The sequence below is a fragment of the Pseudomonas sp. BN505 genome (genome assembly GCF_029873175.1).
Classification (GTDB): Bacteria; Pseudomonadota; Gammaproteobacteria; order Pseudomonadales; family Pseudomonadaceae; genus Aquipseudomonas; species Aquipseudomonas putida.
The window spans coordinates 303,251-316,731 of record NZ_SSOI01000013.1; the positions used below are offsets into that span (position 1 = coordinate 303,251).

Consider the following 13,481-nt stretch of genomic DNA (forward strand, 5'->3'; position numbering starts at 1 on the left):
TACCCGAGCATGGGCCTCACGCGCCAGATGAGGTCGGCGTTTGTGCGGGAACATTCCGGCTCAGCAGGGCGAGGAGCTGGGTTTTTTCCTCGCTGGTCAACTCACTTTGACGTGATTTCCTGAGCAGTTGTTCCAGGCTGCGCTCGCGTTGGCGGGCGGACAAGCTAGTTATAGTGTCGAAAAACTGTTGTTCAAGGTTGTCGGCTACGATCAGCCATTCCTTTTCCGCCAGGGCCCGCAGCAGGCGGCCCTGTTCGGTGCCATGCCAGCGTGCGATCAACTGCATTGAGCTTAGCCCAGGATTTTTCTGTGCGGCTTCGATCAGTGACACCAGCAGCTGGCTGTACAAGTGTTCTTCGTCGGCAAAGTGGCTGGCATCTTCCACCTTGCCGGCCAGCAGTGGGTGGTGCAGCAGGGTGCGCAGCGCGGCCAGGGTAGGCGGCTCGACCGGGGCAGGCACGCGTGGTGGCGCTTCATCTCGTTGCTGCCAGGGTTTGCCGCCTTTGCGGTTCTTGTCCCAGGGTTTGTCGCTCCACTGCTTTTTGCCTCCGCCCTTGTTCGGCTTCCACGCCTGCTCCTGCTGAGCGGGGACGAAGTCGTGCTGCGGCATGTCACCGTAGTCAGGGGTGTAGCTGGCCATGGCGTCGTAGTCGTAGCCAGGGTCGTAGTCCGGCACACTGCTGGCCGCTGGCGCTTGTTGGGCCAGTTGCTCGACCTGCTGCGGGTCCAGGCCGGTGATTTCCTTCAGGCGGTTGCGCATCAGTTGGCGCAGGTTGGCGCCAGGGATCTTTTCGATCAACGGTGCGGCCAGGGTCGCCATGTGCGCCTTGCCTTCCAGCGATCGCGGGTCGGCTTCAACGCCCAGTTGCTCGAAGAAGTAGTCGGCCAGCGGCTGGGCGTGCTGGTTGATGCGGGCCCTGAAGGCATCGGTGCCTTCGGCGCGCACCAGGCTGTCCGGGTCTTCGCCTTCGGGCAGGAACAAGAAGCGCGCGCGGCGGCCGTCCTGCAGGTTCGACAGGGTCGACTCCAGCGCACGCCAGGCGGCCTTGCGCCCGGCCTGGTCGCCGTCGAAGCAGAACAGCACGCTGGGCACTACCCGGAACAGGCGCTTGAGGTGCTCTTCGCTGGTGGCGGTGCCAAGGGTAGCCACGGCATTGCGCAGGCCCTGTTGAGCCAGGGCGATGACGTCCATGTAGCCCTCGACGACGATGATTTCGTCGAGGTTGCGGTTGTGCTTGCGCGCCTCGTACAGCCCATACAGTTCCTGACCCTTGTGGAACACCGGGGTTTCCGGGGAGTTCAGATACTTGGGCTTGTCGTCGCCAAGTACCCGGCCGCCGAAGGCGATGATGCGCCCGCGGCTGTCGCGAATGGGGAACATCACCCGGTCGCGGAAACGGTCGTAGCGCTTGCCGCTCTCGGCATTTTCGATCAGCAGGCCGGCATCGATCATCACCTTTTGCTGCAGGGCGTCAGCACCCAGGTGCTTGAGCAGGTTGTCCCAGCCGGGCGGGGCGAAGCCCAGGCAGAAATCGCGAGCGATCTCCCCGGACAGGCCGCGGCCCTTGAGATAGTCCACCGCGGCCTTGCGGGTCGGGTGGCTGCGCAGAGCCTGGCGGTAGAACTCCGAGGCGGCGTCCAGCAGCGGGTACAGCGGCGAGTCGGTTGGCTGGCGAGGCTTCTGGTCGCGGCGGCCTTGCTCGCGGGGCACTTCCATGCCAGCGGCGCGGGCCAGTTCTTCGACAGCCTGGGGGAAGTCCAGGTTGTCGTGGTCCATGACGAAGCCCAGGGCGTTGCCGCCGGCGCCGCAGCCGAAGCAGTAGTAGAACTGCTTGTCGGGGCTGACCGTGAAGGACGGTGTCTTCTCTTTGTGGAACGGGCAGCAGGCCGAGTAGTTTTTGCCGGTTTTTTTCAGCTGGACACGCGAACTCACCACGTCGACGATGTCGAGGCGGTTGATCAGGTCGTCAATGAAACTCTGGGGAATCAGCCCGGCCATGGCAGTCTCGTCATCTGGCAACTGGCAAGTCTAATCGCTCACGCGCCGAATGGGGCAGGTGATGCTTGGGGAAGTGCGAGGGAATGTGTGCTCGTCGCCAGCCCCTAAGGGCCCGTCAGTCGGACGTGCACGTCTGGTCATACAGCAAGAAAGACCAGCTCTGACGTTTCAGGCAGGTTGCCCCTGTGCACTTCGCGTGAAGCTTGTGCGGGGCCTTGAGCTAGCTGCTCAAGTTTGAAACGACCGCTGCCATCACCCGGCGGTTAGCCGGGCAGGGCAGAAGCTTTGCGTAGAACGTCTGTATTAGTACAGACGAACGGCGCGGCGCTGTTCGCGCTGTACTTTCTTGGCGTGACGCTTAACAGCAGCAGCTGCTTTGCGCTTACGCTCGGCGGTCGGCTTCTCGTAAAACTCGCGGCTACGAACTTCAGCCAGTACACCGGCTTTTTCGCAGGAGCGCTTGAAACGACGCAGAGCTACGTCGAAGGGTTCGTTCTCTTTAACTTTGACGGCTGGCATCCAGGGCTACCTTAATTCATTACCGGGGTAGACGTGCTCCTGGCAAAACAAAGGTGTGCTGGAGAACGTCGGTTTTCAAGGGTTGCGGATGTTAACCCTTAGCAAGCCGGAATGCAAAGCCTCTGATCGAAAACCGCTGGTCGGCATCCGACACGGGGACTATCATGCGCGCCTTCGAATTCAGCCCCCACAAGGGACGAACCCATGCTAGTACTGGGATTGGAAACATCCTGCGACGAAACTGGCGTCGCATTATACGACAGTGAGCGCGGCTTGTTGGCCGACGCACTGTTCAGCCAGATTGACCTGCATCGCGTGTTTGGCGGTGTTGTTCCCGAGCTTGCCTCGCGTGACCACGTGAAGCGCATGTTGCCGCTCATTCGCCAGGTGCTGGAGGAGGCGGGCTGCGTCGCCACCGAGATCGACGCCATTGCCTACACCGCGGGTCCTGGCCTGGTCGGCGCATTGCTGGTGGGCGCCTCCTGCGCACAGGCGCTGGCCTTTGCCTGGGACATTCCGGCGATTGGCGTGCACCACATGGAAGGCCACTTGCTGGCGCCCATGCTGGAAGAAAACCCACCTGAGTTTCCGTTCGTCGCTTTGTTGGTTTCAGGCGGACACACCCAGCTGGTACGCGTCGATGGCATCGGTCAGTACGAACTGCTGGGCGAAAGCCTGGATGATGCCGCCGGCGAAGCGTTCGACAAGACCGCCAAGCTGATCGGCCTCAACTACCCCGGCGGCCCGGAAATCGCGCGCCTGGCCCAGCAGGGCGTACCTGGGCGCTTCGTGTTCCCGCGGCCGATGACCGACCGCCCGGGCCTGGAATTCAGCTTCAGTGGCCTCAAGACCTTCGCCCTCAACACCTGGCAGCAATGCAAGAACGCTGGCGACGACAGTGAGCAAACCCGTTGCGACCTGTCCCTGGCATTCCAGCAGGCGGTGGTGGAGACTTTGACCATCAAGTGCAAGCGGGCGCTCAAGCAGACCGGCCTCAAGCGCCTGGTCATCGCCGGTGGTGTGAGTGCCAACAAGGCTTTGCGCGCGTCCCTCGAAGACATGCTCGGCAGCATCAAGGGCAACGTGTACTACGCGCGCCCGCAGTTCTGTACCGACAACGGCGCGATGATCGCCTACGCCGGTTGCCAGCGCCTGTTGGCGGGGCAGCACCAGGACCTGGCGATCAGCGTGCAGGCACGCTGGCCGATGGAGCAGTTGCCGCCGCTGTAACGTGTAAAGCCGAACGCTCAGAAGTGCCGTTCGCGCCCGGCGAACAGGTCGCGCAGGTTGTTGCGGTGGCGCCACACGATCATCACGGTCAGCACGGTGATCGGCAGCAGTGCTTCGGGCTCGCGCCAGGCCAGCAATGGCAAGGTCAGCGGCGTGGCAATCAGCGCCGCCAGCGAGCTGGTGCGGGTGAGGTAGAACGTCAGCAGCCAGGCGCCGATGGCCAGTAGCGCGGCCGGGAAATACAGGCCCATGAGCATGCCGGCAGCCGTCGCCACGCCCTTGCCACCCCGGAAGCGGAAGTACAGGGGAAACAGGTGGCCCAGCACCGCGCACACGCCCACCCAGGCTTGCGCGTGCAGGTCCAGCCCGGCAACGCGGGCGAGCAATACCGGCAAAAGGCCCTTGCACAGGTCGCCAAGCAGGGTCAGGATCGCCAGTTTACGGCCTGCCAGGCGTAGCATGTTGGTAGCGCCGGCATTGCCTGAACCACTGGAACGCGGGTCCGGGCTGCCCGAAAGGCGGCTGAGGAGAATGGCGAAGGACAGTGAGCCGAGCAGGTAGGCGAGCAACGCCAGTAACCAAAACATGCTAACTATTCCGGGCGAGGACGCCCTGATTCTAACGGCGCCAGTCGCCCTTGTCGTGCTGTGGAGAGAAGTGCTTGGACAGAGTGTTCATCGAAGGCCTGGAAGTCGATACCGTCATCGGTGCCTATGACTGGGAGCGGGATATTCGCCAGTGCTTGCGCCTGGACCTGAGCTTTGCCTGGGACAACCGCCCGGCCGCAGCGGGTGACGACCTGAACCTGGCGCTGGACTACGCCAGTGTCTCGGCACGCATCCAGGCGTTTGCCGAGCAGGCCCGTTTCGAGTTGGTGGAAACCTTTGCCGAGCGCCTGGTGGCAACCTTGATGGAAGAATTCCATATCCCCTGGGTGCGGTTGAAACTGACCAAGCCGGGTGCGGTACCGGCGGCCCGTGGCGGTGTTGGCGTGGAGATCGAGCGCGGATGTCTCTGAGCACGGTTTACCTTGGCCTTGGCAGCAACATCGACCGTGAGGCGCACTTGTGCGCCGGGCTCGATGCGTTGGCGGGCATCCTCACCGACATGCGCTGCTCGCCAGTGTTCGAAAGCCAGCCTGTGGGGATCAAGAGCGGGCCGTTCATCAATTTCGTAGTGACCGGGCAAACCGCACTGCCGCTGATCGAACTGGACCGTCGGCTGAAGTTCATCGAGGCCGAAAATGGCCGTTACGCGCCGGACCGCAAAGGGCTGCCGCTGGATATCGATGTGCTGATGTATGACGATCTGCACGGCACCTTCGACGGGCTGGTCCTGCCCCGGGCCGAGATCCTGAAGAACGCGTTTGTGCTGTGGCCGCTGTCGTTGCTGGCGCCTGAGCTGGTGCATCCGGGGGCAGGCAAGAGCATGGCCCGGTTGTGGCAGGAGGCACAGATTGACCAGGTACTGGCCCCGGTCGCCTTCGAGTGGCGTGGGTTGCAGCTGACACCCGCTTAAGGCTGTTCCGGCCCTTTTGCGGCTAAGGCCGCTCCCACAAGTACTACGCAGGTTTCTGGCCCACGTTGTACCTGTGGGAGCGGCTTTAGCCGCGAAGAGGCCGGTATGGTCAGTCGAGTTGGTAAGCCTCAAGCGCTTTCAGCCGCTCAGCCTTAAGCGCTTCGCCCAGTGCCTGCCCAGTCAGCCCAGCCTGCACCAACGGTTTCACATCCACCGCTCGCGCCGCTGCTGCTGCGCCGCGCAGGTAATCGGCCTGTGGATAACCTGGCTTGCCATCACCTAGCGCCGCCATCTGGCAAGCGACCACAAAATCCTCGAACCGCTGCGGCCGTCGGTAAACATCGAACTTCTGCAACAGCTCCAGTAGCGCCGTGGCTGGCAGCTCCAGCGCCTGATTACCTTGTGCCAGGCACTCTCCGGTCAGTAAGGCCAGCTCCTGGCAATCCCTTGGGGCCTTGAGGCGCTGGTTGACGGCTTTGATCGATGCCGGTGCCAGCCCGCGCAACAGGCACGCCCAGCGCACGTGCAGAGGCTGTTCATGCGCCGCTGCCTGTTCCAGAGCCGCCAGGGCCTGGGCATCGTCAACAAGCTCAGGCAGCAGGGCCTGCAGGGCGTCGCAATCGCGCAGCACCTGGAAGAACACCTGGGGCTGTGCCTCCATCAGCGCCCGCTCGATTTCCTTCCAGCTGCGCTCTGCAGTCAGCGCCTGCAGCTCGCCAGAGGCGCTGATCTGGCGCATCAGCTCAAGCGTCTCTTCGGCAACCCGGAAACCTAGCGGTGCATAGCGGGCAGCAAAGCGCGCGACGCGCAGCACGCGCAAGGGATCTTCGGCGAATGCCGGGGAAACGTGGCGTAAAATTCGTCTTTCGAGATCTTCTTTGCCGTGGTGGGGGTCGTACACCGTACCTGCCTCGTCCTCGGCCATCGCGTTGATGGTCAAATCACGGCGAATCAGGTCTTCCTCCAGTGTTACGTCAGGGCTGGCGTGAAAAGTGAATCCGCCATAACCGCGCCCGCTCTTGCGCTCGGTGCGCGCCAAGGCATATTCCTCGCCGGTTTTCGGGTGCAGGAATACCGGAAAATCAGCGCCCACCGGCCGATAACCCTTGGCGTGCATTTCTTCAACGGTGGCGCCTACCACCAGCCAGTCGATATCGCTGACAGGAAGGCCGAGCAAGCGGTCGCGCACGGCGCCGCCGACTTTGTAGATGTGCATGTGCAGCTCTCCATAACTGCCGACAGGATAACCCGTCGGCAGTTATGGCGTAGCACTAGAGGTGGTGAATGACAGCCAGGTCCATGCGCCCGTAATCGGCGCTTTCGCCGTGCTCGCCACGGGGTGGCATGTGGTGGGTTTTCATCACTTGCTCGCCCTGTACGGTCTCCAGGTGGATATCAAAGCCCCACAGGCGGTGCAGGTGCTTGAGCACTTCATCGGTTGAGTCGCCCAGCGGTTTGCGGTTGTGTTGCTGGTGGCGCAGCGTCAGCGAGCGGTCACCGCGACGGTCAACGCTCCAGATCTGCACGTTCGGTTCACGGTTACCCAGGTTGTACTGCGCGGCCAGCAGTTCACGAATCACCCGGTAGCCGGCTTCATCGTGAATGGCGGGCACCAGCAGGTCGTCGCGCTGGTCGTCGTCGAGGATGCTGAACAGCTTGAGGTCGCGCATTACCTTGGGCGAAAGGTATTGCAGGATGAAGCTCTCGTCCTTGAAGCTGCTCATGGCAAACTTGATGGTAGAAAGCCAGTCACTGCCGGCAATGTCGGGGAACCAGTGGCGATCTTCATCGGTCGGGTTTTCGCACATGCGGCGGATGTCGGTGTACATCGCAAAGCCCAGTGCGTAGGGGTTGATGCCGCTGTAGTAGGGGCTGTCGAAGCCGGGCTGGAACACCACGCTGGTGTGCGAGGTCAAGAACTCCATCATGAAGCCTTCGGTGATCAGCCCCTCGTCGTACAGGTCGTTCATGAGCGTGTAGTGCCAGAAGGTTGCCCAGCCTTCGTTCATGACTTGGGTCTGGCGCTGCGGGTAGAAGTACTGGGCGATCTTGCGCACGATGCGCACCACTTCACGCTGCCAGGGTTCGAGCAGCGGGGCATTCTTCTCGATGAAATACAGGATGTTCTCCTGTGGTTCGGCGGGGAAGCGCCCCTCATCGCGTTCGTTGCCCCTTTCGGCGCTTTTCGGGATGGTGCGCCACAGGTCGTTGATCTGGCGCTGCAGGTGCTCTTCACGCTCCTTCTGGCGCCGCCGTTCCTCTTCTGCGGAGATGGGGTAGGGGCGCTTGTAGCGGTCCACGCCGTAGTTCATCAGGGCATGGCAGGAGTCGATCAGGTCTTCCACGGCGTCGATGCCGTGGCGCTCTTCGCACTGGGCGATGTACTGCTTGGCAAACACCAGGTAATCGATGATGGAGCTGGCGTCGGTCCAGGTGCGGAACAGGTAGTTACCTTTGAAGAAGCTGTTATGGCCATAGCAGGCGTGGGCAATCACCAGTGCCTGCATGCACATGGTGTTTTCTTCCATCAGGTAGGCGATGCAGGGGTCGGAGTTGATCACGATTTCGTAGGCCAGGCCCATCTGGCCACGGCTGTAGGACTTTTCTGTGCTGAGGAACTGTTTGCCGTAGGACCAGTGGTGGTAACCCAGAGGCATGCCGACCGAGGCATAGGCGTCCATCATCTGCTCGGCCGTGATCACCTCGATCTGGTTGGGATAAGTGTCCAGGGCGTAACGTTCGGCCAGGCGGCCGATTTCCCGGTCGTAGGTCTGGATCAGCTCGAACGTCCACTCGGACCCGGTGGAAATGGGTTGGCGTCTCTGTGCTCTGGCGGTCATGTGGCTAACCTGCGCTGGAAGAGTTCACGGAAGACCGGGTAGATGTCGCCGGCCGATACCAACTGCTGCTGGGCGAACGTGTCGGGGAAGGCTTCGCCGATGCGTTCGTATTCGTACCACAGCGCCTGGTGCTCACGGGGGGTGATCTCGACGTAAGTGTAGTACTGCACGTGCGGCATGATCTGCTTGGACAGGATCTCGCGGCAGATCGGCGAGTCGTCGTTCCAGTTATCGCCGTCAGAAGCCTGAGCGGCGTAGATGTTCCAGTCGCTGGCCGGGTAGCGTTCGGCCATGATCTCCTGCATCAGCTTGAGCGCGCTGGAGACGATGGTGCCGCCGGTTTCCCGCGAGTAGAAAAACTCTTCCTCGTCGACTTCCCGGGCGCTGGTGTGGTGGCGGATGAACACCACTTCGATGCGGTCGTAGTTACGCTTGAGGAACAGGTACAACAGGATGAAGAAGCGCTTGGCGATGTCCTTGGTGGCCTGGGTCATGGAGCCGGACACGTCCATCAGGCAGAACATCACTGCCTTGGAGCTGGGGTTGGGCTGCTTGACCAGCAGGTTGTACTTGAGGTCGAAGGTGTCGAGGAAGGGCAAGCGGTTGATGCGTGCCTTCAGCCGTTCGATTTCCTGTTCGACTTCCTGGATATCGGTGAAGTTGTCCGGCTCCTCGACCCGCAGGCGGTCGAGTTCCTTTTGTGCTTCGCGCAGCAGTGCGCGGCTGCTGCCGGTCAGGGCGATACGCCGGGCATGGGCCGAGCGCAGGGTGCGCACGATATTGATGCGTGACGGGTTGCCCTCGTTGGCGATGCCCGCACGCACGGTCTTGAAGGTGTCGGTCCCGGTCAGGTGACGTTTGACCAGGTTGGGCAGTTCGAGATCCTCGAACATGAATTCGAGAAATTCTTCCTGGGTGATCTGGAAGACGAAGTCGTCCATGCCGTCGCCGGAATTGCCCGCTTTGCCGCGGCCGCCGCCACCCCCGCCACCACCTTGCGGCCTGGGGATATGTTCGCCGGCAGTGAATTCCTTGTTGCCCGGGTGTACGACAGTCTGTTTGCCGCCGCGACCGTGGTGGAGCACGGGTTCGTCGATGTCGCGCCCCGGAATGCTGATTTGTTCGCCATGTTCCATATCCATGATGGAACGGCGGCTTACCGCCTCTTCGACGGCTTTCTTGATGTGTTCACGGTACCGGCGCAGGAAGCGCTGGCGGTTGACCGTGCTCTTGTTCTTGCCGTTCAGGCGTCGGTCTATAACGTAGCTCATGGTCCCTCCGGTAGCTGGGAACAGCTGCACGCTTCAAGCTACGGGCTCGCTGCACCTAATGGCAGCAAGGCAGTTGCTGCCGCCCAAGGCTGGCTTGCCAGCCTTGGGCGCGCAGTGTGTAGCTTGTCGCTTTATTGCGATTTCCTGACCCGCAGGTACCATTCCGACAGCAGACGAACCTGTTTGTCGGTGTAGCCACGCTCCACCATGCGCGTGACGAAGTCGTTGTGCTTCTGTTGGTCCTCCTTGCTGGCCTTGGCGTTGAAGCTGATGACCGGCAGCAGGTCTTCGGTGTTGGAGAACATTTTCTTCTCGATCACCACCCGCAGCTTTTCATAGCTGAGCCAGCTCGGGTTCTTGCCGTTGTTGTTGGCACGGGCACGCAGCACGAAGTTGACGATTTCGTTGCGGAAATCTTTCGGGTTGCTGATGCCGGCCGGTTTCTCGATCTTCTCCAGTTCTTCGTTCAGGGCGATGCGGTTGAGAATTTCGCCGGTTTCCGGGTCGCGGTATTCCTGGTCCTGGATCCAGAAGTCGGCGTACAGCACGTAGCGGTCGAAAATGTTCTGGCCGTATTCGCTGTAGGACTCCAGGTAGGCAGTCTGGATTTCCTTGCCGATGAACTCGATATAGCGCGGTGCCAGGTACTCTTTCAGGTAGCGCAGGTAGCGTTCGCGCACTTCGGCCGGGAACTGTTCCTGTTCGATCTGCTGTTCGAGCACGTACAGCAGGTGAACCGGGTTGGCCGCAATCTCGTGTGGGTCGAAGTTGAAGACTTTGGAAAGGATCTTGAAGGCGAAGCGGGTCGACAGGCCGTTCATGCCCTCGTCGACGCCTGCCGAGTCCCGGTACTCCTGGATCGACTTGGCCTTCGGATCGGTGTCCTTGAGGTTCTCGCCGTCGTAGACGCGCATCTTCGAGTAGATGTTGGAGTTCTCTGGCTCCTTGAGGCGCGAGAGTACAGTGAACTGGGCGAGCATCTTGAGGGTGTCTGGCGCGCAATGGGCCTTGGCCAGCGAGCTGTTGATCAGCAACTTGTCGTAGATCTTGATCTCATCGCTGACGCGCAGGCAGTACGGCACCTTGACGATGTAGATCCGGTCGATGAACGCCTCGTTGTTCTTGTTGTTGCGGAAGGTGTGCCACTCCGATTCGTTGGAGTGGGCCAACAGGATGCCGGTGTAGGGAATGGCACCCAGCCCTTCGGTACTGTTGTAGTTACCTTCCTGGGTGGCCGTGAGCAGTGGGTGCAGGACCTTGATCGGGGCCTTGAACATCTCGACGAATTCCATCAGGCCCTGGTTGGCCCGGCACAGCGCGCCCGAATAGCTGTAGGCATCGGCGTCGTTCTGCGGGAATTCTTCGAGCTTGCGGATATCGACCTTGCCGACCAGGGCGGAAATGTCCTGGTTGTTTTCGTCGCCCGGTTCGGTCTTGGCGATGGCGATCTGGTTGAGGATCGACGGGTAAAGCTTGACCACTTTGAACTTGCTGATGTCGCCGCCGAACTCCTGCAGGCGCTTGGTGGCCCAAGGCGACATGATGGTATTCAGGTAGCGCCGCGAGATGCCGTACTCTTCCTCGAGGATGGCCCCGTCTTCGGTGGCGTTGAAAAGCCCCAGGGGCGACTCGAATACCGGCGAGCCCTTGATGGCATAGAACGGTACCTTTTCCATCAGCTGCTTGAGTTTTTCGGCCAGCGACGATTTACCGCCCCCCACCGGGCCCAGCAGATAGAGGATCTGTTTCTTTTCTTCCAGGCCTTGGGCGGCGTGGCGGAAATAAGACACGATCTGGTCGATGCACTCTTCCATGCCATGGAAGTCGGCAAAGGCCGGATAGCGGCGGATAACCTTGTTGGAGAAGATGCGCGACAGCCTGGAGTTGGTAGAGGTGTCGATCAGCTCTGGCTCACCGATGGCCAGCAACAGCCGTTCGGCCGCCGATGCGTAGGCACTGCGATCCCCTTTGCACAGCTCGAGGTACTCCTGCAGCGAGAGTTCTTCCTGGCGCGTGGACTCGAAACGTTGTTGGAAGTGGCTAAAAATACTCATGACGTCACCTCGCTCGATACGTGGAGACGACGCCGGATCAGTCAGCTGATGCTGGCATGCAACCGGTTTTGACGGTTGCTGTATACCCCCCAGAACACCCTGTAACGCTACCGATGACCCGCACGCCGGTGTACCGGCTCTCCCCTTTTTCTGGATGGCCTGCGCTTAAGAATAGTTGGTTATCGGCAAGTTCAAGGGCGGGGGGCGGAGAAGTTGCGAACGACCGTTCGTCAGATAAGCCGCAAGCCCGCACGCGGCGCGGGCTGCAGTAAAAATGAAAATATTTATTCGGCGGTGCCTTGGGCGGTCTCGGCCGGGTAGGTAGCGCGCCACAGTTCAAAGCCGCCGTCCACGCTGTACACGTCGGAAAAGCCCTGGCCTACCAGGTAGGCGGCAGCGCTCTGGCTGGAGTTGCCGTGGTAGCAGACCACCAGGGTCGGGGCGTCGAGGTCGGCGTTGCGGATGAAGTCTGCAACCGAATGGTTATCCAGGTGCCGGGCGCCGGTAATGTGGCCTGCGGCGAAGGCTTGCGAGTCACGAATGTCGACGACGACCGTACCTTCTTGCTTGCGAAGCTCCAAGGCCTGCTCGGGAGGGATGCGCTTGAATTCGCTCATGGGTACTACTTCCTTCAGGTGTGGTCGTTGAGTGTAGTGGGTTGTGCCGGCTGGCGCAGGGTGCCGTCGTCGGCGCAGTCGCAGCGGTGGTATTCGCCGCTGTCGACGTTGTACAGGGTCATGGCGCCGCCCCACACGCAACCGGTGTCCAGAGCGATGACGCCCGGCTCGTCGACGCGGCCTTCGAGGGCGGCCCAATGGCCGAAGATGATCTTCACATGCCGCGAGCGGCGGTCCTTGTGTGCGAACCAGGGCTTGTAACCCTTGGGCGCGGTGCCCAGGCCTTCCTTGCTCTTGAGGTCGAGCTTGCCCTCGGCGGTGCAGAAGCGCATGCGTGTGAAATAGTTGGTAATGACCCGCAGGCGTTCGATGCCGGTGAGGCGCTTGCTCCACTTGTTCGGCTCGTTGCCGTACATGCCGTCGAGGTACAGCTTCAGGCGGCCATCGTCGCGCAGTACCTCTTCCACCTCAGCCGCAAGACCAAGGGCCTGGCCGAGCGTCCACTGTGGCGGGATGCCCGCGTGCGCCATGGCAATGCCGCGTGCCTCGTCGTAATGCAGCAGTTTTTGCTGGCGCAGCCAGTGGAACAGCAGGTCGGCGTCCGGTGCTTCGATGATCTCGCGTAGCGTGTCGCTTTTTTTCAGGCGCTCGACGTTGTGCCAGGCGGCCAGCAGGTGCAGGTCATGGTTGCCCAGCACGCAGACCAGCGACTGGCGGATCGAATACAGGAAGCGCAGGGTTTCCAGTGATTCGGGGCCGCGGTTCACCAAGTCACCGACCAGCCACAGGCGGTCGACGGCCGGGTTGAAGCTGACACGTTCGAGGAGGCACTTGAGGGGCTGCAGGCAGCCCTGCACGTCACCGACGGCGTAGGTTGCCATCAGTGCAGTGCCCCGGGCACCGCGAGGCGGAAGGGGGCGATCTCGGCGTCGAAGCGCTTACCGTCTTCGGCGAACATCTGGTAACTGCCCTGCATGGTACCCACACGGGTGGTGATTACCGCACCGCTGCTATAGGTGTGGCTCTGGCCCGGATCGATGTTGGGTTGTTGGCCGACCACGCCGGAGCCGCGCACTTCCTCTACCTCGCCGTCACCATTGGTGATCAGCCAGTGGCGTGACAGCAGCTTGGCCTTGAGCGAGCCGCTGTTGTGCACGGTGATGGTGTAGGCGAAAGCGTAACGACTGTTTTCCGGGTCGGATTGTTCTTTCAGGTAGCGGGTCACGACGCTGACGTCGATCAGATAGCGAGGATCGGACATGCAATGGCCTTGGGCGAGCTGACGCAATAATGCAGTCTAGGCCATTGGGAGGGGGGAGGGCCAGCGGTGTGGGGCTTGTGGTCTTTGTTGTCAGCGCCGGCCTGTTCGCGGGTGAACCCGCTCCCACAGGGATTGCACAGTATTCGAAGGCTGTGGCGTACCTGCGAGAGCG

The 13,481-nt window shown here is 61.5% G+C and carries 13 protein-coding genes; 3 read left to right on the plus strand and 10 right to left on the minus strand.

The genetic code is table 11. The features are described 5' to 3' along the window. Positions 1 to 16 precede the first annotated feature (16 nt). Positions 17 to 1,999 (minus strand): DNA primase, encoded by a 1,983-nt coding sequence (dnaG, locus tag E8E78_RS02205; protein WP_114942362.1) that lies wholly within the window; start codon positions 1,997 to 1,999, stop codon positions 17 to 19. A gap of 303 nt (positions 2,000 to 2,302) precedes the next feature. Then, positions 2,303 to 2,518, minus strand: coding sequence for a 30S ribosomal protein S21 (gene rpsU / locus E8E78_RS02210; protein ID WP_003255575.1), 216 nt, complete (start codon positions 2,516 to 2,518; stop codon positions 2,303 to 2,305). A 204-nt stretch (positions 2,519 to 2,722) separates the two neighbouring features. Between rpsU and tsaD the strand changes: the two genes are divergently transcribed. After that, positions 2,723 to 3,748, plus strand: a complete 1,026-nt coding sequence (gene tsaD / locus E8E78_RS02215) for a tRNA (adenosine(37)-N6)-threonylcarbamoyltransferase complex transferase subunit TsaD (RefSeq protein WP_049273775.1) — start codon at positions 2,723 to 2,725, stop codon at positions 3,746 to 3,748. 17 nt (positions 3,749 to 3,765) lie between these two features. Here the strand turns inward: tsaD and plsY are convergent, their stop codons facing one another. Continuing rightward, positions 3,766 to 4,335 carry a glycerol-3-phosphate 1-O-acyltransferase PlsY gene (gene plsY / locus E8E78_RS02220; RefSeq protein WP_016497698.1) on the minus strand — a complete coding sequence of 190 codons (570 nt, stop codon included), beginning with the start codon at positions 4,333 to 4,335 and terminating at the stop codon, positions 3,766 to 3,768. Positions 4,336 to 4,409: 74 nt separating this feature from the next. On the opposite strand from plsY, the gene folB reads away from it, so the two are divergent. Beyond that, a complete protein-coding gene (gene folB, locus E8E78_RS02225; RefSeq protein ID WP_004375185.1) occupies positions 4,410 to 4,766 on the plus strand; it encodes a dihydroneopterin aldolase in 357 nt (118 codons plus the stop codon). Then, positions 4,757 to 5,266: a 2-amino-4-hydroxy-6-hydroxymethyldihydropteridine diphosphokinase gene (gene folK, locus E8E78_RS02230; protein ID WP_016497699.1), complete on the plus strand. Its 510-nt coding sequence runs from the start codon at positions 4,757 to 4,759 to the stop codon at positions 5,264 to 5,266. The genes folB and folK overlap by 10 nt, the downstream gene beginning before the upstream one ends. Before the next feature lie 109 nt (positions 5,267 to 5,375). Here the strand turns inward: folK and E8E78_RS02235 are convergent, their stop codons facing one another. From E8E78_RS02235 to apaG, 7 genes are all read right to left on the minus strand, one after another. Continuing rightward, on the minus strand, positions 5,376 to 6,482 hold the full coding sequence (locus E8E78_RS02235) for a multifunctional CCA addition/repair protein (protein ID WP_049273773.1): 1,107 nt from the start codon (positions 6,480 to 6,482) through the stop codon (positions 5,376 to 5,378). A 55-nt stretch (positions 6,483 to 6,537) separates the two neighbouring features. Then, complete coding sequence (locus tag E8E78_RS02240) at positions 6,538 to 8,106, minus strand: SpoVR family protein (RefSeq protein ID WP_043202470.1); 1,569 nt, start codon at positions 8,104 to 8,106, stop codon at positions 6,538 to 6,540. Next, on the minus strand, positions 8,103 to 9,377 hold the full coding sequence (locus E8E78_RS02245; RefSeq protein ID WP_016497702.1) for a YeaH/YhbH family protein: 1,275 nt from the start codon (positions 9,375 to 9,377) through the stop codon (positions 8,103 to 8,105). Before E8E78_RS02245 ends, E8E78_RS02240 begins: the two co-directional genes overlap by 4 nt. Positions 9,378 to 9,508: 131 nt before the next feature. Next, positions 9,509 to 11,431, minus strand: coding sequence for a PrkA family serine protein kinase (locus tag E8E78_RS02250; RefSeq protein ID WP_016497703.1), 1,923 nt, complete (start codon positions 11,429 to 11,431; stop codon positions 9,509 to 9,511). A gap of 284 nt (positions 11,432 to 11,715) precedes the next feature. Continuing rightward, positions 11,716 to 12,048: a thiosulfate sulfurtransferase GlpE gene (gene glpE, locus E8E78_RS02255; RefSeq protein ID WP_059394947.1), complete on the minus strand. Its 333-nt coding sequence runs from the start codon at positions 12,046 to 12,048 to the stop codon at positions 11,716 to 11,718. Between the two features lie 14 nt (positions 12,049 to 12,062). Continuing rightward, entirely contained in the window at positions 12,063 to 12,929 is an 867-nt protein-coding gene (locus tag E8E78_RS02260) for a symmetrical bis(5'-nucleosyl)-tetraphosphatase (RefSeq protein ID WP_049273769.1), read from the minus strand. After that, positions 12,929 to 13,309, minus strand: coding sequence for a Co2+/Mg2+ efflux protein ApaG (gene apaG, locus E8E78_RS02265; protein ID WP_049273767.1), 381 nt, complete (start codon positions 13,307 to 13,309; stop codon positions 12,929 to 12,931). Before apaG ends, E8E78_RS02260 begins: the two co-directional genes overlap by 1 nt. Positions 13,310 to 13,481 lie beyond the last annotated feature (172 nt).

Bases quoted from the DNA above. Each gene is read 5' to 3' on its own strand.
- glpE (WP_059394947.1), bottom strand. From the start codon at position 12,048: ATGAGCGAATTCAAGCGCATCCCTCCCGAGCAGGCCTTGGAGCTTCGC.
- E8E78_RS02235 (WP_049273773.1), bottom strand. From the start codon at position 6,482: ATGCACATCTACAAAGTCGGCGGCGCCGTGCGCGACCGCTTGCTCGGC.
- E8E78_RS02245 (WP_016497702.1), bottom strand. From the start codon at position 9,377: ATGAGCTACGTTATAGACCGACGCCTGAACGGCAAGAACAAGAGCACG.
- E8E78_RS02240 (WP_043202470.1), bottom strand. From the start codon at position 8,106: ATGACCGCCAGAGCACAGAGACGCCAACCCATTTCCACCGGGTCCGAG.
- plsY (WP_016497698.1), bottom strand. From the start codon at position 4,335: ATGTTTTGGTTACTGGCGTTGCTCGCCTACCTGCTCGGCTCACTGTCC.
- E8E78_RS02250 (WP_016497703.1), bottom strand. From the start codon at position 11,431: ATGAGTATTTTTAGCCACTTCCAACAACGTTTCGAGTCCACGCGCCAG.
- apaG (WP_049273767.1), bottom strand. From the start codon at position 13,309: ATGTCCGATCCTCGCTATCTGATCGACGTCAGCGTCGTGACCCGCTAC.
- tsaD (WP_049273775.1), top strand. From the start codon at position 2,723: ATGCTAGTACTGGGATTGGAAACATCCTGCGACGAAACTGGCGTCGCA.
- dnaG (WP_114942362.1), bottom strand. From the start codon at position 1,999: ATGGCCGGGCTGATTCCCCAGAGTTTCATTGACGACCTGATCAACCGC.
- E8E78_RS02260 (WP_049273769.1), bottom strand. From the start codon at position 12,929: ATGGCAACCTACGCCGTCGGTGACGTGCAGGGCTGCCTGCAGCCCCTC.
- rpsU (WP_003255575.1), bottom strand. From the start codon at position 2,518: ATGCCAGCCGTCAAAGTTAAAGAGAACGAACCCTTCGACGTAGCTCTG.
- folK (WP_016497699.1), top strand. From the start codon at position 4,757: ATGTCTCTGAGCACGGTTTACCTTGGCCTTGGCAGCAACATCGACCGT.